The organism is Xanthomonas sp. NCPPB 1067, from assembly GCF_020783795.1.
In the GTDB taxonomy this organism is placed as follows: Bacteria; Pseudomonadota; Gammaproteobacteria; order Xanthomonadales; family Xanthomonadaceae; genus Xanthomonas; species Xanthomonas melonis.
The window spans coordinates 38,300-57,483 of record NZ_JAJGQG010000004.1 but is presented as its reverse complement, the minus strand read 5'-3'; the positions used below and the strand labels follow the sequence as shown (position 1 = coordinate 57,483).

Sequence of the window (19,184 nt, the reverse complement as noted above, 5' to 3'; positions counted from 1 at the left end):
ATCGCTGGCTCAGGCAATGCCCAGCGCGATACGCGCCACGGCAAACACGCTGACAATGGCGCCTAGCACGGCGACGAAGCGCACGAGTGTCTGCGCCGCAAGAGCGAGCAGCGAGTTGTGCACGTAATCTTCCAGCACCACCTGCATGCCGAGCTGCGCATGCCAGAACGAGGCGATCAGGAAGCCAACCAGCAGGATCGCATTCCAGGGCTTGGCGACCGCGGCGCTGGCGGCAGCGTGATCGGCACCGATCAGACTCAGCACGAAGATCAGGAACCAGATCGACAGCGGCACCAGCGCGGTTGCGGTCAGGCGCTGGATCACGAAGTGTTCGGTACCGGTCTTGGCGGCACCCAGCCCACGCACGTTCTTCAACGGGGTACGGTAGCGGTTCATACGGCACCTCCAGCCAACAGCACATAGGCCCAGATGGCTGCAGTCAGCACCAGGCTCAGAATGACCGACAGCCACCCCAGGGTGACGAAGGCGCGCACCGCGAAGGCCTGGCCGAAGTCCTGCAGGATATGGCGCAAGCCACCGAACAGGTGGAATGCGAAGCACCAGGTCCAGCCGAACAGAAGTACCTGGCCATACCAGGCGCCGGCATGCTCGCGGAAGCAGTTCCAGTGATCGGGGCCAAGCATCAGGGTGAGCAGGGCGGCGGCAATCGCCAGAGCACCGATGGACAGCACAATACCGGTGGCCCGATTCAGGATCGAGGTCACCATCTGTATCTGCCAGCGATACACCTGGAGATGCGGGGAGAGAGGACGTTCGCGGATCGCCATTCGCTGGGCTCGTTATCTCGGCTGGGCGGCACTAGGCCGCTGTGGCTAAAAGCTGCTCAAAAATCGATGCAGCGTCCATTTTTTTCCCAGTCGCCGTAGCGCGTTGGCTCAGGGCCGTCGCGCCCACCAATCTCCTTGGGCAGGGGCCGCTTCTCGGGAATCTGCTCCTGAGAAGAAGGCTGCGTCTCGGAATCCTGCGCTGGGGTGGGGGTTGGATGGCCTATCATAGTGGTCTCACAACGTTGCGATTTTAGTCCTCCCCTTCCATGGCTGACAACCTGAATCTTATTCCGCAGGGTTTTGGCTCGCTACACGAAATGCAATACGTCCGATTGATCGGACCGGATGCAGCGGCGTTTGCGCATGCCCAATTCTCCAACGACGTGCAGGCGCTGGCTGTCGGGCACTGGCAATGGACGACGTGGTTGACGGCGAAGGGGCGCGTGATCGCCATCTTCGCACTCCTGCGCGAGAGCGACACGCAGTTGCTGATGCTGCTGCCCGACGGCAACGCGGCCGAGATCGCCGCACAGCTGGGGCGGTTCGTGTTTCGACGCAAGCTCACCGTCGCGGTTGCCACGCCATTGGCCTACGGCGGTTTCGAAGCACCGCGCCATGCCAGCGGCGCACGCGCCACCATCGAAGCGCAGCACATCGAGCTGGATCTGGGCAGTACCGCCCTGCCCCGCACCTTGTTGTTGCTGGACGACCAGGCATTGAACGCATCTATCGTGAGGCCGGCCATCGATGCTGAATGGCGCCATACCGATCTGCGCCTTGGACTGGTGAGGCTAGCGGAGTCACAGCGCGAGCAATGGACGCCGCAACAGCTGGCGCTCGATCGCCTGCAGGCTTACAGCGTCAAGAAAGGCTGCTATCCCGGCCAGGAGATCGTGGCGCGCACGCACTTCCTCGGCAAGGCCAAGCGCACCCTGCAGCTGCTTCAAACCGACGGCAACGCCGAGGCCGGCGATGCCGTCGCACTGGATGGCGCCGCCCTCGGTACGGTGGTCAGTGTTGCCGCCGAGCTTGCGCTGGCCGTGCTGCCGCTGGATGCGGTGCCGGCGGCCGACGCCACCCTGCTGGCGGGCGCGCATGCTGCGCACCCGCTCGACATCATGCGGGGGCTGGAGCGCTAGGCCGGCTGCAACCGCTGACCGCTGGCGGGATCGAAGAAATGCAAGGCATCGCTGCGCAGTGCCAGGCGCAGCGGCTGGCCCACCGCCGGCAGCGGCTGCGGTGCGACCCGGATCACCAGCGGCTGCCCGCCACGATCGAGATTGAGGAAGATTTCGTTGCCGACCGGCTCGATGACCTCGATGCGCGCGTCGAATCCGGCCACCGGATCGCTGGAGGGCTGCAGGTGTTCCGGCCGCACACCCACGACCACCTCACGCCCGACCCACTGGCGATCGATCCGCGCGGCACCCAGCGGCACTCGCCAGCCATCGGCCAGCTCCAGGTGCACGCCCTCGTGTTCCTCCAGCCTGCCTTGCAGGACGTTCATCGCCGGGCTGCCGAGGAAGCCGGCCACGAACAGATTGGCCGGGCGCTCGTACAGCGCCATCGGGCTGTCGATCTGCTGGATCACGCCGTCCTTGAGCACCACGATGCGCTGCCCCAGCGTCATCGCTTCGACCTGATCGTGGGTGACGTAGATCATGGTGGTGCCGAGCTTGCGGTGCAGCTGCGCGATCTCGGTGCGCACGCTGTGGCGCAGTTTTGCGTCGAGGTTGGAGAGCGGCTCGTCGAGCAGGAACACCGACGACTCACGCACCATCGCCCGGCCCAGCGCCACGCGCTGGCGCTGCCCGCCAGACATCGCCTTGGGCAGCTTGTCCAGCATCGGCGTCAGCCCCAGCAACTCGGCGGCGTTGCTGACTCGCTCGGCGATGACCTGCTTGGGGTGACCACGCAGCTTGAGTCCGAAGGCCAGGTTTTCGGCCACGGTCATGTGCGGGTACAGCGCATAACTCTGGAACACCATTGCGATATCGCGATCCTTGGGCGCGACATCGTTGACCACGCGTTCGCCGATCTTCAGCGTACCGGCGCTGATGTCCTCGAGGCCGGCGATCATGCGCAGCAGGGTCGACTTGCCGCAGCCGGACGGACCGACCAGGACCATCAACTCGCCATCGGCAACCTCGAAGCTCGCCCCCTGCACGGCCACCTGACCATTGTCGTAGACCTTGCGGACACCTTCCAACTGCACTTTCGCCATCGTTCGGCCTCAACACTCATGTATGCGCCCTGCCCCCGGCCCTCCCGATGGCAATGACGACCGACCCGCCCGCAAGGAACTCTCCCTGCAAACGAATGCATTGGTTTATTCTGACATGTAATCGTTTTCACATGGCAACATCGGGATCGGAGCCATCATGCCGCAACCGCGCCATGCCACGGTGAGCGACCGCGTCGATTGCCGCACAGTGCCGACATTCCGCCACGCCCGTGCAGGTATGTCGCAGATGCGCTAACCGCTGGCCGCCAGTTGCTGCAACAATCGGAGGTTGTGCGTCAGCCTCCATCCCGCTGTGCGCACCCATGTGTCGCCCAGGAACAGACTACCGACCGCCGGCTGCCCGGCGCCCTTCCGCCAAGCCGTTGATAACGATGTCCCCAGAATCTGAAACTCGGTCCATGCACAACACCCTGATCCTGTTCGGCGCCACCGGCGATCTCGCCCAGCGCTATCTGTTTCCCTCCTTGTTGCGTCTGTTCGTCGATGGGCTGTTGCCCGACGACTTCCGTGTGCGTGCGCTGGCGCTGTCGCCGCACGACACGGAGGCCTTCCGCGAGGTCCTGCGCCCGCGCCTGACCGATGCACTGCCGATCGCCACGCCCGAACAGATCCAGGCCCTGCTGCAGCGGATCGACTACCGCTCGGTAGACCTGCGCAACGCCGAGTCGGTGGCAGATGCGGTGCGTGAACTGGCCAGCCGCCGGATCGTGAGCTATCTGGCCATTCCTCCGGGCCTGTACATCAGCACCTGCCAGGGCCTGGCGCTGGGCGGGGCGCTGGCGGCACCGCATCGGCTGATGCTGGAGAAACCGATCGGCCACGATTCGGACAGTGCCCGCGAGATCCTGCAGTCGATCGGCGCGCTGATCGACGAAGACCGCGTGTTCCGCCTGGATCATTACCTGGGCAAGGCCGCGGTGCAGAACCTGGTGGCGTTGCGCTTCGGCAACACGCTGCTGGAGGCGGTATGGAACCGCACCTACATCGAGTCGGTGCAGATCCTGGTGGCCGAAAGCGAAGGCGTGGACGGGCGCGATGCCTACTACGCCCGCTCCGGCGCGCTGCGCGACATGGTGCAGAGCCATATCCTGCAGCTGCTGTGCCTGGTGGCGATGGAGCCGCCGGCCTCGCTGGAAGCCGACCGCATCCGCGACGAGAAGGTCAAGGTGCTGCGCGCGCTGCGCCCGATGACCGCCGAGCATGCCGGTCACGACAGCGTGCGCGGCCGGTATACCGCCGGCAGCATCAATGGCCAGCCGGCCCAGGCCTACCAGCCGCCGGAAGGCAGCGACGTGGAGACCTTCGTTGCGGTCACCGCGCATATCGACAACTGGCGCTGGGCAGGCGTGCCGTTCCACCTGTGCACCGGCAAGCGCCTGGCCGAGCGTTCCACCCGCATCGTAGTCACGCTCAAGCCGGTGACCCACTGGTTGTTCGAGCGCCCGGATCGCCAGACCGCGGTGCCCAACCGTCTCACCTTCCAGTTGCAGCCGCAGGAGAACATCGAGCTGGGCCTGATGAGCAGCCTGGCCGGCCCGGAATGGGGCGCGATCGAACTGCAGCCGCTGGAGCTGGAATTGTCGGTGCCGACCGGGCTGCACCGCCGCATCGCTTATGAACGCCTGTTCGTGGATGCCTTCAACGGCAACCCGGCGCTGTTCGTGCGCGACGACGAGGTCAAGGCCGCCTGGGCGTGGATCGACAGCGTCAGCGATGCCTGGAAGAGCGCGGCGCTGCCGCTGCAGCCCTATCCCGCCGGCAGCTGGGGGCCGGAATCCGCCACCCCGTTCCTGCCTCCAGCCACCGACGCACAGGGAAACAACGCATGACCGCTCTCTCCAAGCCGGTGCTGGTCGCCGATATCGGCGGAACCAATGCGCGCTTCGCGCTGGCCGATGTCAATGCCTCGGTGCCGCTGCTGGACGATACTTCGCGCGAGTTCGCGGTCGTGGAATTCGCCTCGCTCGGCGAAGCGGCACGTCACTACCTGGACCAGATCGGCGTGCAGGCCACCCAGGGCGTGTTCGCGGTCGCCGGCCGGGTGGACGGCGACGAGGCACGCATCACCAATCATCCCTGGGTGATCTCGCGCACGCGTACCGCCAGCATGCTCGGCTTCAGCACCTTGCACCTGATCAACGACTTCGCGGCGCAGGCCATGGCGATCAGCCTGCTGCGCCCGCAGGACGTGGTTCAAGTGGGCGGTGCCAGTTGGCGGCCGGCGCCCATCGACCAGCCGCGCAACTATGGCGTGATCGGGCCGGGCACCGGCCTGGGCGTGGGTGGCCTGATCATCCGCAACGGGCGCTGTTTTCCGCTGGAAACCGAAGGCGGCCATGTCAGCTTTCCGCCGGGCACGCCGGAGGAGATCCGCATCCTGGAAATCCTGTCCGAACAGTTCGGTCGGGTGTCCAACGAACGACTGATCTGCGGCCCGGGCCTGGTCAACATCCACCGTGCGCTCAGCGAAATCGGCGGCGTCGATCCCGGCCCGCTGCAGCCCAAGGACATCACCGCGCGTGCAGCCGCCGGCGATCCACGCGCGGCGCGCACCATCGACCTGTTCTGCGCCATTTTCGGCGCGATCGCCGGCGACATGGTGCTGATGCAGGGCGCATGGGACGGAGTCTTCCTCACCGGCGGCCTGGTCCCCAAGGTGCTGGATTCGCTGCAGCATTCCGGCTTCCGTCAACGCTTCGAGCACAAGGGGCGGTTCTCCGCGATCATGTCGCGCGTGCCGTCGCTGGCGGTGATGCATCCACATGCCGGCCTGCTCGGCGCGGCGGCCTACGCGGTGGACGCGCAGCGCCAGCACTCTGGAGCGCAGCGATGAGCCTGTCGAACGACCCACGCATCACGCTGGTGCGTTACGAAGATCCGGCCGAGTGGACCGAGGCGGTGGCCAGTACGATGGCCGATCTGCTGGAGCAGGAGATCTCCCGCCGCGGCCAGGCGCGCATGCTGCTGTCCGGCGGCACCACGCCTGCACCGGTTTACGAATCCCTGGCGCACCGCCCACTGGACTGGTCGCGGGTGGAAGTCGGCCTGGTCGACGAACGCTGGCTGTCGCCGCAGGACAAGGACAGCAACGCGTGGCTGGTCAATCACAGCTTCCTGACCCACGCGCCCGCGGCGACCTTCATTCCGCTGGTGCGTCCTGGCAAGCAACTGCCCGAGTGCGTGCACACGGCCAACCTGCAGGCCACGCACGCCGAGCCCGCCTGTCTGGCCGTCCTTGGCATGGGCGGCGATGGGCACACCGCCTCGTTGTTTCCCGGAGCCACCGATCTGCCCAAGGCCCTGGCCAGCCCGCAGCCGTATGCCGCACTGGACGCCACCGGTTGCCCGGGCGCCAACCAGTGGCCGTTACGCATCACCTTGACCCCTTCCGGGCTGGCGCCGATCCCCAACCGCCTGTTGCTGCTGCGCGGCAAGCAGAAGCTCGAGATGCTGCAGGCGGCGCTGGCCGGCGAAGCGATCGACGAGTACCCGATTCGCGTGGCCTTGCAGCAGCCCGGGCCGCGGCTGCGTGTGCACTGGTGTGCTTGAATGCGAGTCCCTCGCAAAAGCCCGCACATCCATGCGCGGATGTTTGAACTACGAAACAGTGTGATTTCTTCCCCCCGTTTCTCATAGCCGGTAGCCAATGAGCCTGCATCCGAACATCCAAGCTGTCACCGACCGTATCCGCAAGCGCAGCGCGCCCTCGCGCGCGGCCTATCTGGCCGGCATCGACGCCGCCCTGCGCGAGGGTCCGTTCCGTAGCCGGTTGAGCTGCGGAAATCTCGCACACGGCTTTGCGGCCTCCGAGCCCACCGACAAATCGCGCCTGCGCGGCGCGGCCACGCCCAACCTGGGCATCATCACCGCCTACAACGACATGCTGTCGGCACACCAGCCGTTCGAGCACTACCCGCAGCTGATCCGCGACACCGCGCGTGCGCTTGGCGCCACGGCGCAGGTGGCCGGTGGCGTGCCGGCGATGTGCGACGGCGTGACCCAGGGCCGCGCCGGCATGGAGCTGTCGCTGTTCTCGCGCGACAACATCGCCCAGGCCGCGGCGATCGGCCTCAGCCACGACATGTTCGACAGCGTGGTGTACCTGGGCGTGTGCGACAAGATCGTGCCCGGCCTGCTGATCGGCGCGCTGGCATTCGGGCACCTGCCTGCGATCTTCATGCCGGCCGGCCCGATGACGCCCGGCATCCCGAACAAGCAGAAGGCCGAAGTCCGCGAGCGCTACGCCGCAGGCGAAGCCACCCGTGCCGAGCTGCTGGAAGCCGAATCGGCCTCCTACCACTCGCCCGGTACCTGCACCTTCTACGGCACCGCCAATTCCAACCAGGTGTTGCTCGAAGCGATGGGCGTGCAGTTGCCCGGTGCCTCGTTCGTCAACCCGGAGCAGCCGCTGCGCGATGCGCTGACCCGCGAGGGCACCGCGCGTGCGCTGGCGATCTCGGCACTGGGCCAGGATTTCCGCCCGTTCGGCCGGCTGATCGACGAGCGCGCCATCGTCAACGCAGTGGTCGCGTTGATGGCCACCGGTGGTTCGACCAACCACACCATCCACTGGATCGCGGTGGCGCGCGCGGCCGGCATCGTGCTGACCTGGGACGATATGGACCTGATCTCGCAGACCGTACCGCTGCTGACCCGCGTCTATCCGAATGGCGAGGCCGACGTGAACCGCTTCCAGGCCGCCGGTGGCACGGCCTTCGTGTTCCGCGAACTGATGGACGCCGGCTACATGCACGACGACCTGCCGACCGTGGTCGAAGGCGGCATGCGCGCCTATGTCGACGAGCCGCGTCTGCAGGACGGCAAGGTAGTTTATGTGCCGGGCACCGCGACCACCGCCGACGACAGCGTCGCGCGCCCGGTCAGCGATGCGTTCGAATCCCAGGGCGGCCTGCGCCTGTTGCGCGGCAACCTGGGCCGTTCGCTGATCAAGCTGTCGGCAGTCAAGCCGCAGCATCGCAGGATCGAAGCGCCGGCGGTGGTGATCGACACCCCCCAGGTGCTCAACAAGCTGCATGCGGCCGGCGTGCTGCCGCACGATTTCGTGGTGGTGCTGCGCTACCAGGGCCCGCGGGCCAATGGCATGCCGGAGCTGCATTCGATGGCGCCGCTGCTGGGCCTGCTGCAGAACCAGGGCCGTCGCGTGGCACTGGTCACCGACGGCCGCCTGTCCGGCGCCTCGGGCAAGTTTCCGGCGGCGATCCATCTCACGCCCGAAGCTGCGCGCGGTGGCCCGATCGGCCGTGTGCGCGAAGGCGACATCGTGCGACTGGACGGCGAAGCGGGCACGCTGGAAGTCCTGGTCTCGGCGGAAGAATGGGCCTCGCGCGAGGTCGCGCCGAACACCGCCGTGGCCGGTAACGACCTGGGCCGCAACCTGTTCGGCATCAACCGCCAGGTCGTCGGTCCGGCCGACCAGGGTGCGATCTCCATTTCCTGCGGCCCGACCCATCCGGACGGCGCACTGTGGAGCTACGACGCCGAATACGAACTGGGCGCCGACGCCGCTGCCGCTGCTGCACCACACGAGTCCAAGGACGCCTGACCCCTTCCCTCTGCGCGGCCGCTTCGGCGCCGCCGTCTAATGGAGTTGCAATGACGATTGCCCAGACCCAGAACACCGCCGAACAGCTGCTGCGCGACGCCGGCATCCTGCCGGTGGTCACCGTCGACACGCTGGACCAGGCACGTCGCGTCGCCGACGCGCTACTGGAAGGCGGCCTTCCCGCCATCGAGCTGACCTTGCGCACGCCGGTGGCGATCGATGCGCTGGCCATGCTCAAGCGCGAATTGCCCAACATCGTGATCGGTGCGGGCACCGTGTTGAGCGAATTGCAGCTGCGCCAGTCGGTGGATGCAGGTGCGGACTTCCTGGTCACTCCCGGCACGCCCGCCCCGCTGGCGCGCCTGCTGGCCGATGCGCCGATTCCGGCCGTGCCCGGCGCCGCCACGCCGACCGAGCTGCTCACCCTGATGGGGCTGGGTTTCCGCGTGTGCAAGCTGTTCCCGGCCACTGCCGTGGGCGGCCTGCAGATGCTCAAGGGCCTGGCCGGCCCGCTGTCCGAACTCAAGCTCTGCCCCACCGGTGGCATCAGCGAAGCCAATGCCGCCGAGTTCCTGTCGCAGCCGAATGTGGTCTGCATCGGCGGTTCGTGGATGGTGCCCAAGGATTGGCTGGCCCAGGGTCAGTGGGACAAGGTCAAGGAAAGCTCGGCCAAGGCGGCGGCGATCGTGCGGCAGGTGCGGGCGGGCTGATTGACCGAGCGCTGCATCTGATGGTGACGCTGGGCGGCTGAGTGGCTGTACTTGGAGTATCTGCGCCCTCACCCCAACCCCTCTCCCGCAGGCGGGAGAGGGGCTAAGGCGCAAGGCGATCTTGGTGTTCCAGCACACCTGCGAGGCCCCTTCCTCGCGTGCGCCGTCCCTTCCCCAGCTACGACGTCCCTTCCCCCGCGTGCGGGGGAAGGTGCCCGCAGGGCGGATGGGGGAGGCTTGTCGGCAGGCGATCACGCCAGCGGCGCTCCCGCCGGGAGAGCGGCTTCAAACGACGCGTGGTGGGTCGATCACGACTCCAACGCAACGCTTGCCGGCGGCGTCTTCGGCAGACCGCGTGCACGCCGCACCAGTGCCGCTGCGCCGCTGCTCATGTCGTCGAGCATGGCGTAGATCGTCGGCAGGAACAGCAGGCTCACCACGGTCGAAAAGGCCAGGCCGCCGGCAATGGCACGCGCCATCGGGAAGTACGGCGGGCCGTCGCTGAACATCGTGGTGCTGGTCAGCGAGATCGGCACCATCGCCAGGATCGCGGTGCCCATGGTCATCATGATCGGCCGCAACCGCTCGCGTGAACCTTCCACCAGTGCCTGCGTACGGCCCATGCCGCGCCGGCGCAGGTTGTTGATGTGCTCGATCATCACGATGCCGTTGTTCACCACCACGCCCATCAGCACCAGGATGCCGATGAAGGACATGATGCCGAACGACGTGCCGGTGAGCCAGAACAGCCAGAACACCCCGAAGATCGAGAACAGTACCCCGCTCATGATCGCCGCAGGGAACAGCAGCGATTCGAACACCGCCGCCATCACCACGTAGATCATCACCAGTGCGATCACCAGATTGAACACCATCTGGCCCATCGCTTCGCCATCGTTCTGATAGTCCCCGCCGTCGAAGGTGTAGCTGTAGCCGGCAGGAAAGCTCATCGCCTTGAGCGGCTTTTCCATCGCCGCACGCGCCTCCGGCACCGTGACCTTGTCGGCCAGATTGGCCTTGATGGTCAGCGTGGTCTGGCGGTTGGTGCGCCCGATCTGGGTGGCGGCAGGCCGGATCTGCACGTTCACCAGCGACAGCAACGGCACGCTACGGCCGTCCTTGGTGCGCACGGTGAAGCTTGCCAGGTCTTCTGGCTTGCTCTGTTCGGCGCCGGCGAAACGCACCCATACCGGCACTTCGTTGTCGCCACGCCGGAACTCGCGCAGCGGCGTGCCGCGCAGCGCCAGGCCGACGAAGCTGGCCACCTGTTCCGCACTGAAGCCGAACGCCGCAGCGCGCTCGCGATCGACGCGAATCGCCAACTCGCTGGTGCGGTCTCCGTTGTCCACGTGCACATCGCGCAGCTCCTTGCGCTGCGCCAACAGGGGAACGACATCCTCGGCCAGCGCCTTGAGCGCTTCGGTCGAATCGCCGACCAGTTGCACCTGCACGCCCTGGTTGCCGCTGCCGCCATCGCCCTGGTTGCCGATGCTGTAATCGGCGCGCGCCGAGCGCGGCAGCTCCTTGCGGATCGTTTCCAGCAGCGGCGTCAGCTCCTTGACCTTGCTCGCATCGAAGGTCACCACCGTGTTGCTGCCTTCCACTTCACTGAACCACGAATAGATCTGGGTGATGTGGTACCTGGATCGGTTGGCCTCCAGGTGCCGCTCGACGCGCCCGATCTCTTCGCCCAGTTGCTCGCGCGTGTACGAGCCTTTCCACTGGTACTGGATGAAGGCCTCGTTGCCGCCTTCGCCACCGAACATGTCCACCTTGGTCAGCTTCATCGGCACAAGGCTGATCGCGCTCACCAGGACGATGCCGGCCACGCTCCAGCCGCGGTGCGCCAGGGTCCAGGCCAACAGGCGCGCGTACCGTCGTTGCAACCTGGCGATCACGCCGCGCTCGGAGGTCACCATCGGCGGCGTCTTCATCCGCGCCGACAGCATCGGGATCAGGCTGATCGCCACCAGCCACGAGGCCAGCAGCGACACCGAGATGGTGATCGCGATCTGCGCCATGAAGATGCTGATGTTGTTGGTTTCGCCGAACAGGTTCGGCACGAACACGATGCAGTGGCACAAGGTGCCGGCGCTGAGCGCGATCGCCACGCTGCGCGTACCCAGCAGTGCCGCCAGCTGCGGCTGCCCGGGCATGCGCTCGCGTTCCTGGTAGATGCTCTCCACCACCACCACGGCGTTGTCCACCAGCATGCCCACCGCCAGCAGCAGCCCCATCATGGTCAGGATGTTGAGCGTGACACCGACGAAGTACATGAAGCCCAGCGTGATCGCAAAGCAGATCGGGATCGCCAGCGTCACCATCAAGGTCGACGGCCAGTGTCGCAGGAAGAAGAACAACACCGTGATCGACAGCAACAGGCCCACCGCACCTGCCTCGGCCAGTTCGGCCAGCGACGAGGTCACCGCCTTGCCCTGATTGTCGATCACCTTGACCTGCACGTCGCGCATGGCCGGTTCGGCGCGGATGTCTTCGACCTCCCTGAGCGCCAACCGCGAGACTTCCACCAGGTTGGCGCTGCGTTCCTTGTAGATGTCCAGACCGATCGCCGGGCGCCCGTCCAGCCGGCGTCCGTAGTTCATGCGCGTGGGCTTCAGGCGTACCTCGGCGATATCGCCCAGGCGCAGGCCCTTGGCGTTGAGGACGAGCTCGCGCAGTTCCTGCAGGTCGCGCAGCTCGCCGATCGGCTGCACGCGAATGCGCTGGCCGTTGTCGTCGATCTGGCCGGCCGAGACGGAGAAGTTGAGCTTGCCCAGGCGCTCGCTCAGCTCGTTGAGGCTGAGATCGTGCGCGGTAAGCCGGTCCGGCGCGATCGCGATCTCCACCTCGTTGGGCGGCGCACCGGAGATCTCCACCTTGGCCACGCCCGGGATGCGCTCGATGCGCCGCTTGAACTCGCGGTCGAGCATGTCGTACGCGCCGGTCAGATCGGTCTGGCTGGCCAGGCGCACCTTGAGTACCGGTTCGTCGCTGCTGGACCACTTGAAGATATGGAAGCGCTGCAGATCGTCGGGCAGATCGTCGCGAATGGCATCCAGACGCTCGCGCGCGTCCGACGCGGCAATGGCGATATCGCGATCCCAGTCGCTGAATTCGATGAAGATATTGGCGCCATCAGCGGTGGCGGTCGAGCGCATGCGCTTGATGCCGGTCATCGTGGCCAAGGCTTCTTCGGACGGCCGCACCAGGTTGCGCTCCACCTCGTCCGGGGTGGAGCCTGTATACGGCAGCTGCACGAACAGGAACGGCGCCGAGATGTCCGGCAGTGCTTCCAGCGGCAGCCGGAACGCGGCGATCAAGCCCACCACCACCAGCGAGACGAAGCACATGATGGTGGTAACCGGCCGACGGATACTGAAGGCGGCAACGCTCATAGCGCCTCCAGGCCATCGGTGTGGCCCTCCGCCTGCGTGCGCGCTTGCCGACGCGCCATGCGCCGGCCACGTTCCAGGTAATACGCGTCCGCGCGACGATCCAGCAGATCGTAGACCACCGGAATCACCAGCAAGGTCAACAGGGTGGATACCAGCAGCCCGCCGATCACGGTGATCGCCATCGGCGCACGCACCTCCGCACCCTCGCCCATCGCCACCGCCAGCGGCAGGAAGCCGAACAGGGTGCACAGCGTGGTCATGATGATCGGCCGCAGACGCGAGCGCGCGCCTTCGATCAGGGCCTCGCGCTTGGCCACGCCCTCTTCGCGCAACTGGTTGACCTTGTCGATCAGGATGATCGCGTTCTTGGTCACCAGCCCCACCAGCAGGATCAGGCCGATGAACACCACTACCGAGATCGGCTTGCCGGTCATCAACAGCGCCAGCACCGCCCCCACCATGGCCAGCGGGATGGTGAACAGGATGACGAACGGATGCAGCAGCGACTCGAACTGCGATGCCATCACCAGATAGACCAGGAAGATCGCCAGCCCGAACGCGAACAACAGCGACTTCACCGATTGCGCCAGTTCCTCGCCCTGCCCGCCGATATGCATGCCCACGCCAGCGGCCAACGGATCGTTGCGCACCATCGATTCGACTTCGCGCACCGCACCGCCCAGGTCGATGTCCTTCAGGCTGGCCGACACGATCGCCACCCGCGTCTGATCGGCGCGATGGATCTCGCTGGGGCCGGTGGTCGCCACCACCTCGGCCACGGCCGCCAGGCGCACCGGCCGGCTGCTGCCAGGATTGACGATCAACTGCCGGATCGCATCCACACTGGCGCGGTCGCTGTGCTGTGCGCGTACCAGCACATCGATCTTGCGATCGCGGAAGCTGTAGCGCGTGGCGACATCGCCGCGCACCTTCTTGACGATGACGTCGGCGATCTGGCGCGTCGTCAGCCCCAACGCACCGGCACGCTCCTGATCGAAACGGATCTGGATCTCCGGAAAGCCCTCCTCCACCGTGGACTTCACATCCGCATAGTGGCCATTGGCGCGCAGCATCGCCGCCAGCTTCTGCCCGGCCTGCTCCAGCTCGCCCAGATCCTGCCCGCGCAGTTCCACTTCCAGCGGCGTCGAAAAACTGAACAACGCCGGCCGCGCGAAATCCACCTGCGTACCGGGATGTCCGACCATGCTGCTGCGCAGCCGTTGCGTGGCTGCCGCTTCCACTTCTGCGCTGCCACCGCCGGCCATCACCACGGTGAGCTTGCCGATGTTCTCGCCGCTCTCGGTGGGATTGGCGTCCAGCCGCGTTCCGCTCCCGCTCACGCCATAGAGCGAAGCGATGCCCGGGTCCTTGTCGTGCGCCAGCTGCAACTCGCGCACCAACGCATCGGTCTGCGCGAGCGGCGTGCCGGAAGGCAGCTTCACCGTCATTTCGAAACGGTCTTGCGCCAGCTGCGGAATCAGGTCCGCGCCCAGCATCGGCACCAGCAACACCGTGCCGGCGAAGGCCGACGCTGCCAGCCCCAGCACCAGCCACGGCCGGCGCAAGGCGGCCGGCAACATCGCAAGATAGCCACGCTCGGCACGTCCATACGGCGCCATTGCGAGGTCGCTGGCCTTGCGCATCACCGGTCCCACCACCCTGCTCAGCCCGCGCCACAGCTTCACGGTCGTCCAGGCCGCAGCGAAGAACGCATAGCGCACACTCGCCCCGGCACCACGCTGACCGGCCGCCACCGGCTTGAGCCAGCGCTGCTCGGGCTGCCATTGCGGATGGCTGGGCTCGTCCGGGAACGCCATCGGTGGCGCGCCCTTGAGCGAACTCAGCATCGGGATCAGCGTCATCGACACGACCAGCGAGATGGCGATGGCGATCGCCACCGTAAGCGCCTGGTCGCGGAACAACTGCCCGGCGATGCCTTCGACGAACACCAGCGGCAGGAACACCGCGATGGTGGTCAGCGTGGACGCCATCACCGCCATGCTCACCTCGCGGGTGCCGGCAATGGCCGCATCCAGCACGCTCAAACCACGCTCGCGCGCCTTGGCGATGCTTTCCAGCACCACGATCGAATCGTCCACCACCAGACCGGTGGCCAAGGCCAGGCCGCCCAGCGACATCACGTTGAGGCTCAGCCCCAGCTGCCCCATGAAAAAGAACGTGGTGATGATCGACACCGGCAGCGACAGGCTGATCACGAACGTGCTCCAGCCATCGCGCAGGAACAGGAAGATGATCAGGATCGCCAGCACACCGCCGATCACCGCATCCTTCTTGACGTCGCTGATCGCATGCTCGATGAAGTGCGACTGATCTTCGATGGTGGTGATCTCCACGTCGCCCGGCACCGTCGCCTTGAGCTGCTCCAGGCGCTTGCGCAGCGCCGCGGCCGTGGACACGGTGTTGGCATCGCCTTCCTTGTAGATCGCAAGCTCCACCGCTTCCTTGCCACCCAGGCGGATGATCGCCTCGCGTTCCTTGTAGCCCTGGCGCACCTGCGCCACATCCTTCAGCCGCACCGGCATGCCGCCGGCGATACTGCTGCTGGACGACGACGAGGTGCTCTGCACCTCCGCTGCCGCCGCCAGCGCCGCCTGCGAGCCGGTGGACGCCGCAATGGCATACATCTGCTGCATGGCCGCTTCGGCGGCGCTGCCGCTGCTGCTCTGGGTGGTCACCAGCATGTTGCGGATCTCGTCCAGATCCACGAACTGGTTGACCGTACGCACCAGGTAGCGCTGCGAGCCTTCCTCCAGCCGCCCGCCGGAAATATTGACGTTCTCTTCCTTGAGCCGGGTGATCACGTTGTCGATGGGTAGATTCAACTGCGCGAGCTTCTGCTGGTCGATATCGACCTGGATCTCGTCCTCCAGCCCGCCGCCCACCTTGACCGCCGCCACGCCGGCCACCGGCTCGAGTTTCTTCTTCAGATCCTCGTCGGCATAGCGGCGCAGCCCGGTCAGCTGACGGATCGCATCGGCATCGGAGGCCGGCGCCTGTTTGGGCGACAGTGCCAGCCGCATGATCGGCTCGGTGGACGGATTGAAGCGCAGCAACACCGGCGGCTTGGTTTCCAGCGGCAGCGACAAGGCTTCCATCTTGTCGCGCACCTCCAGGCTGGCCTGGTCCATGTTGGTACCCCAGGCGAATTCCAGCACCACGTCGCTCTGCCCGGTGCGCGAGATCGACTTGAGCTTGCGCAGGTTCTTGACCACGCCAACGGCTTCTTCCACCGGCTCGGTCACCAGCGTCTCGATTTCCGCCGGCGCGGCTCCGGTGTATTCGGTGCGCACGGTCAACGTGGGGTAGCTCAGATCGGGGAGCAGGTTGACCTTGAGGCTGCGCAGTGCGATCAGGCCGAACAGCAGCATGGTCACGGTGATCATCGCGATGGTCACCCGCCGCCGCGTGGCGAAGGCGACCAGTCCGCCACCGGGCGATGGCGCATGCGGGTCGTGCACGGGATCGTGCGGGTTGCCGTGTTCGCTCATGCCTGCGACCCGTCACGTGCAACGGCCGGTGCGGCAGCGGCCACCGGCTTGCGATCGGGCTGGCCGATCACCTGCACGGCGGTGCCGTCGCGCAGCGCGACCTTGCCGGCCGTCACCACCTGGTCGCCCTCTTTCAACCCTTGCCGCACTTCCAGCCACGGTCCTTCGGCGTAGCCCAGCTTCACCGGCACGCGGCTGGCCTTGCCATTGCGCACCACGAAGACCGCCGGCTCGCCATCGTCGAGCAAGGCCAGGCGTGGAATCACCAAGGCGTCCTTGCGCTGGTCGTAGTCGATGCGGATGCGCCCGAACATGCCCGGCTGCAGCGACTCGCCCCCCTTGCCGAAGGCGCACACCACCCGGAACGTGCCGCTGCCCGAGTCCACCACCGGCGCGATACGGTCCACCTTGCCCACGAACTGCTGGCCCGGCAGCGCATCGGCCAGCAAGGTCACCGGCTGGCCGGATTTGAGCGTGGCCAGTTCGCGCTCGGGCACATTGAGCGTGGCTTCCAGCTGCGAGTTGTCGACGATGCGGAAGATCGGCGTGTTGATCTGGACGAAGTTACCGGTCTTGATCGAGCGCGACGCGATCACCCCGGAGATTGGAGCCTGCACCGTGGCGTAGGACAGCTCCAGCGATGCCAACCGATGCTGCGCACGGCTGTTTTCGACATCGAACTTGAGCTGGTCCACATCGGCCGCGCTGACCAGTTGCTGCCCCACCAACTGGGTGGCACGGCGATAGCTGTTCTCAAGCTTGCGCAATTGCGCTTCGCTTTGCGCCACGGCCAGATGCGCGCGGTCGGGATCCAGCCGTACCAGCGCCTGGCCGGCCGACACTTTCTGCCCCTCTTCCACCAGCACTGCCAACGCCACCCCGGAGGTCTTGGCCACCACCTGCGCTTCAGCGCGCGGCTCCAACGCCGCGGTGCCGGTATAGCTGGCAGCCACCGCCCGGCGTGCCGCCTTGGCGGTTTCCACCGGCACGGCATCCACGGCCTTCTTTTCATCCGAGGCCTTGGCCTGGCCCTCGCCGGCCTTGCAACCGCCCAGCAGCAGGCTGGTGGTGATCAACAACGCCGCGGCGCAGGGTCCGCTGCGGCGGGGCAAGAGGGTCATTGGCGACATCGTCGTGTCCTAGTGGATGCGTGAACAGGTGTTGTAGGCAAGTAGACCACCTGCCCACGCATGTCGCCAATGCGCCAAAGGTCATGGTCCATTCAAGTTCGCGTATTCACCCCGTTTGCGCCGCGCCAAATCGCAGGCATACTCGGTCAGGTTCCGACACGCCCCCACGTGCGGACGCTCAATCAGTCTTCCGGATACGAAACCATGCGCCCGCAGCCGCTCGCCGCTTGTCTCGCTCTGGTCGTCTTCCTGTCGTTTGGGGGCGCATCAGCCACACCGTCCGTCACGCCTGCGACACCGGCCCCGGCGACGCCTGCCTCTGCGGCCGCGCCTGCCACCGCCGCAGCGGCGCCTGCCGCGGCGACTGGCAATCCCTCCAACGGCCGCCTGTTGGCTTATACCTGCCAGGGCTGCCACGGCGTCACCGGCTACAAGAACGCCTACCCCAGTTATCGCGTGCCCAAGATTGGCGGACAGTCCAGCCAGTATCTGACCCAGGCCTTGACCGAATACCGCCAGGGCAAGCGCAAGCATCCGACCATGCAGGCGCAGGCGCAGAGTTTCTCCGAGCAGGACATCGCCGACATCTCCGCCTTCCTGTCCACCCTCAAATAAGCGCCCACATGCCGAACGCCCTGTACGCTCCGCGTCTAGCCATCGTCCTGGTCGCTGCCCTGATGATGGCGGCCTGCTCCCAGTCTCAAGTCGAATCCACCGATCACTCGGCCGGCGATGCCGGCCACGCCAGCGGCGAACATGGCTCCAGCTCTTCTGCCGGCCTGCCGACCGGCCGCGCCGACGCCGGCGACAAGCTCGCCCACGCCAAGGGCAAGGCCACCGGCCAGAGCTGCGTGGATTGCCATGGTGCCGATGGCAACGCACCGATCGATCCCAGCTATCCCAAACTCGGCGGCCAATACGGCGACTATCTTGCGCATGCCTTGCAGGCCTACCGCAGCGGCGATCGTCAACATCCGTTGATGACTGCACAGGCCACCGCGTTGAGCGATCAGGACATCGCCGATCTTGCCGCCTACTTCGGCGCGCGCCCGACGCAGCTGCGTGATCTGCACGGGGTCAAATAGCCGGGCGACCGGTGGCGATGGCGCAGACGCGCCGTCTCAATCGGAATGAAAAAGCGCTTGCGCGAACATTAACAGGCCGCTATCATTTCGTTCTCAGTTTCGTGGGGCCATAGCTCAGCTGGGAGAGCGCCTGCATGGCATGCAGGAGGTCGGCGGTTCGATCCCGCCTGGCTCCACCACTTCAGACATTAGGCCGTCTGGATTGGACAACGAGGTTTTGATACGCGTCCCCATCGTCTAGAGGCCTAGGACACCACCCTTTCACGGTGGACACCGGGGTTCGAATCCCCGTGGGGACGCCAATCATCCAAAGCCCCGGCAATGCCGGGGCTTTTTTTATGCTTGATCGTTCGGCCCCGCCCTGCAACCTGTTGGTGATCGGGATCAGCGCACGCCGGCATCGATGCTCGCCCTTGCGTGCGACGATCGACACCGCCCGGTACTCGCTTGCACCGGGATACATGATGCCGGCACGCGATGCGTGCGATCACGATACCTCACGCCATTGCAGTCCGATTGCGACAACGACAACGACAACGATCGTGGCAACGAACACGAGGTGACGGTGCAGACCGCATCGCTACGCCAACCTCCGCGAGCCGGATCGTCGCGGTCCCGCGGGGCACGCAAGCAGACCCGCGATCACGCCAATGGATGCGCAATCCCTACCGGCCAGCGCACATGGGCGCCACGGATCGCACCCAACCCGCAACGACGCCGTCTCCGGATGCGGAGTCGCTGCGCATCACCTCCGTCGCG

15 protein-coding genes and 2 tRNA genes are annotated in these 19,184 nt (G+C 66.2%); 10 read left to right on the top strand and 7 right to left on the bottom strand.

Features of this window, described 5'->3' with window-relative positions; translation table 11 throughout:
- Nucleotides 1-9: 9 nt before the first annotated feature.
- From sdhD to LL962_RS04555, 3 genes are read right to left on the bottom strand one after another with little or no spacing between them, the layout of a single operon-like run.
- A complete protein-coding gene (sdhD, locus tag LL962_RS04565; RefSeq protein WP_104587051.1) occupies nucleotides 10-396 on the bottom strand; it encodes a succinate dehydrogenase, hydrophobic membrane anchor protein in 387 nt (128 codons plus the stop codon).
- Entirely contained in the window at nucleotides 393-788 is a 396-nt protein-coding gene (sdhC, locus tag LL962_RS04560; RefSeq protein WP_104587050.1) for a succinate dehydrogenase, cytochrome b556 subunit, read from the bottom strand. Before sdhC ends, sdhD begins: the two co-directional genes overlap by 4 nt.
- A 56-nt stretch (nucleotides 789-844) precedes the next feature.
- Complete coding sequence (locus LL962_RS04555; protein ID WP_104587049.1) at nucleotides 845-1,015, bottom strand: DUF1674 domain-containing protein; 171 nt, start codon at nucleotides 1,013-1,015, stop codon at nucleotides 845-847.
- A gap of 39 nt (nucleotides 1,016-1,054) precedes the next feature.
- Here LL962_RS04555 and ygfZ point away from each other — a divergent pair, with 39 nt between their 5' ends.
- Nucleotides 1,055-1,927: a CAF17-like 4Fe-4S cluster assembly/insertion protein YgfZ gene (gene ygfZ / locus LL962_RS04550; RefSeq protein WP_228316061.1), complete on the top strand. Its 873-nt coding sequence runs from the start codon at nucleotides 1,055-1,057 to the stop codon at nucleotides 1,925-1,927.
- Here the strand turns inward: ygfZ and LL962_RS04545 are convergent.
- Nucleotides 1,924-3,012, bottom strand: coding sequence for an ABC transporter ATP-binding protein (locus LL962_RS04545; RefSeq protein WP_228316060.1), 1,089 nt, complete (start codon nucleotides 3,010-3,012; stop codon nucleotides 1,924-1,926). The genes ygfZ and LL962_RS04545 overlap by 4 nt on opposite strands.
- A 419-nt stretch (nucleotides 3,013-3,431) precedes the next feature.
- On the opposite strand from LL962_RS04545, the gene zwf reads away from it, so the two are divergent.
- The 5 genes from zwf to LL962_RS04520 all read left to right on the top strand — a co-directional run bounded on the left by zwf (nucleotide 3,432) and on the right by LL962_RS04520 (nucleotide 9,306).
- A complete protein-coding gene (gene zwf / locus LL962_RS04540; RefSeq protein WP_228316059.1) occupies nucleotides 3,432-4,862 on the top strand; it encodes a glucose-6-phosphate dehydrogenase in 1,431 nt (476 codons plus the stop codon).
- A complete protein-coding gene (gene glk, locus LL962_RS04535; RefSeq protein ID WP_104587045.1) occupies nucleotides 4,859-5,866 on the top strand; it encodes a glucokinase in 1,008 nt (335 codons plus the stop codon). The genes zwf and glk overlap by 4 nt, the downstream gene beginning before the upstream one ends.
- Entirely contained in the window at nucleotides 5,863-6,582 is a 720-nt protein-coding gene (gene pgl, locus LL962_RS04530) for a 6-phosphogluconolactonase (RefSeq protein WP_104587044.1), read from the top strand. Before glk ends, pgl begins: the two co-directional genes overlap by 4 nt.
- A gap of 97 nt (nucleotides 6,583-6,679) precedes the next feature.
- Complete coding sequence (edd, locus tag LL962_RS04525) at nucleotides 6,680-8,596, top strand: phosphogluconate dehydratase (protein WP_228316058.1); 1,917 nt, start codon at nucleotides 6,680-6,682, stop codon at nucleotides 8,594-8,596.
- Nucleotides 8,597-8,646: 50 nt separating this feature from the next.
- Nucleotides 8,647-9,306 (top strand): bifunctional 4-hydroxy-2-oxoglutarate aldolase/2-dehydro-3-deoxy-phosphogluconate aldolase, encoded by a 660-nt coding sequence (locus LL962_RS04520; protein ID WP_104587042.1) that lies wholly within the window; start codon nucleotides 8,647-8,649, stop codon nucleotides 9,304-9,306.
- 308 nt (nucleotides 9,307-9,614) lie between these two features.
- Here the strand turns inward: LL962_RS04520 and LL962_RS04515 are convergent, their stop codons facing one another.
- Genes LL962_RS04515 through LL962_RS04505 form a run of 3 tightly spaced genes read right to left on the bottom strand, consistent with a single transcriptional unit; the run spans nucleotide 9,615 to nucleotide 17,340 of the window.
- Nucleotides 9,615-12,701, bottom strand: a complete 3,087-nt coding sequence (locus LL962_RS04515) for an efflux RND transporter permease subunit (RefSeq protein WP_228316057.1) — start codon at nucleotides 12,699-12,701, stop codon at nucleotides 9,615-9,617.
- Nucleotides 12,698-16,210, bottom strand: coding sequence for an efflux RND transporter permease subunit (locus LL962_RS04510; RefSeq protein ID WP_228316056.1), 3,513 nt, complete (start codon nucleotides 16,208-16,210; stop codon nucleotides 12,698-12,700). The genes LL962_RS04515 and LL962_RS04510 overlap by 4 nt, the downstream gene beginning before the upstream one ends.
- Nucleotides 16,207-17,340: an efflux RND transporter periplasmic adaptor subunit gene (locus tag LL962_RS04505; protein ID WP_228316055.1), complete on the bottom strand. Its 1,134-nt coding sequence runs from the start codon at nucleotides 17,338-17,340 to the stop codon at nucleotides 16,207-16,209. The genes LL962_RS04510 and LL962_RS04505 overlap by 4 nt, the downstream gene beginning before the upstream one ends.
- 204 nt (nucleotides 17,341-17,544) lie before the next feature.
- On the opposite strand from LL962_RS04505, the gene LL962_RS04500 reads away from it, so the two are divergent.
- The 4 genes from LL962_RS04500 to LL962_RS04485 all read left to right on the top strand — a co-directional run bounded on the left by LL962_RS04500 (nucleotide 17,545) and on the right by LL962_RS04485 (nucleotide 18,727).
- Nucleotides 17,545-17,955, top strand: a complete 411-nt coding sequence (locus LL962_RS04500) for a c-type cytochrome (RefSeq protein WP_228316054.1) — start codon at nucleotides 17,545-17,547, stop codon at nucleotides 17,953-17,955.
- A gap of 8 nt (nucleotides 17,956-17,963) precedes the next feature.
- Nucleotides 17,964-18,425, top strand: a complete 462-nt coding sequence (locus LL962_RS04495) for a c-type cytochrome (protein WP_167395292.1) — start codon at nucleotides 17,964-17,966, stop codon at nucleotides 18,423-18,425.
- 103 nt (nucleotides 18,426-18,528) lie between these two features.
- A tRNA-Ala gene (locus LL962_RS04490) sits at nucleotides 18,529-18,604 on the top strand.
- A 47-nt stretch (nucleotides 18,605-18,651) separates the two neighbouring features.
- Nucleotides 18,652-18,727: transfer RNA gene (locus LL962_RS04485), tRNA-Glu, on the top strand.
- Nucleotides 18,728-19,184: the final 457 nt, after the last annotated feature.

Excerpts from the sequence above, each read along its gene's own strand:
- sdhD (WP_104587051.1), bottom strand. The coding sequence starts at position 396 with ATGAACCGCTACCGTACCCCGTTGAAGAACGTGCGTGGGCTGGGTGCC.
- sdhC (WP_104587050.1), bottom strand. The coding sequence starts at position 788 with ATGGCGATCCGCGAACGTCCTCTCTCCCCGCATCTCCAGGTGTATCGC.
- LL962_RS04555 (WP_104587049.1), bottom strand. The coding sequence starts at position 1,015 with ATGATAGGCCATCCAACCCCCACCCCAGCGCAGGATTCCGAGACGCAG.
- ygfZ (WP_228316061.1), top strand. The coding sequence starts at position 1,055 with ATGGCTGACAACCTGAATCTTATTCCGCAGGGTTTTGGCTCGCTACAC.
- LL962_RS04545 (WP_228316060.1), bottom strand. The coding sequence starts at position 3,012 with ATGGCGAAAGTGCAGTTGGAAGGTGTCCGCAAGGTCTACGACAATGGT.
- zwf (WP_228316059.1), top strand. The coding sequence starts at position 3,432 with ATGCACAACACCCTGATCCTGTTCGGCGCCACCGGCGATCTCGCCCAG.
- glk (WP_104587045.1), top strand. The coding sequence starts at position 4,859 with ATGACCGCTCTCTCCAAGCCGGTGCTGGTCGCCGATATCGGCGGAACC.
- pgl (WP_104587044.1), top strand. The coding sequence starts at position 5,863 with ATGAGCCTGTCGAACGACCCACGCATCACGCTGGTGCGTTACGAAGAT.
- edd (WP_228316058.1), top strand. The coding sequence starts at position 6,680 with ATGAGCCTGCATCCGAACATCCAAGCTGTCACCGACCGTATCCGCAAG.
- LL962_RS04520 (WP_104587042.1), top strand. The coding sequence starts at position 8,647 with ATGACGATTGCCCAGACCCAGAACACCGCCGAACAGCTGCTGCGCGAC.
- LL962_RS04515 (WP_228316057.1), bottom strand. The coding sequence starts at position 12,701 with ATGAGCGTTGCCGCCTTCAGTATCCGTCGGCCGGTTACCACCATCATG.
- LL962_RS04510 (WP_228316056.1), bottom strand. The coding sequence starts at position 16,210 with ATGAGCGAACACGGCAACCCGCACGATCCCGTGCACGACCCGCATGCG.
- LL962_RS04505 (WP_228316055.1), bottom strand. The coding sequence starts at position 17,340 with ATGTCGCCAATGACCCTCTTGCCCCGCCGCAGCGGACCCTGCGCCGCG.
- LL962_RS04500 (WP_228316054.1), top strand. The coding sequence starts at position 17,545 with ATGCGCCCGCAGCCGCTCGCCGCTTGTCTCGCTCTGGTCGTCTTCCTG.
- LL962_RS04495 (WP_167395292.1), top strand. The coding sequence starts at position 17,964 with ATGCCGAACGCCCTGTACGCTCCGCGTCTAGCCATCGTCCTGGTCGCT.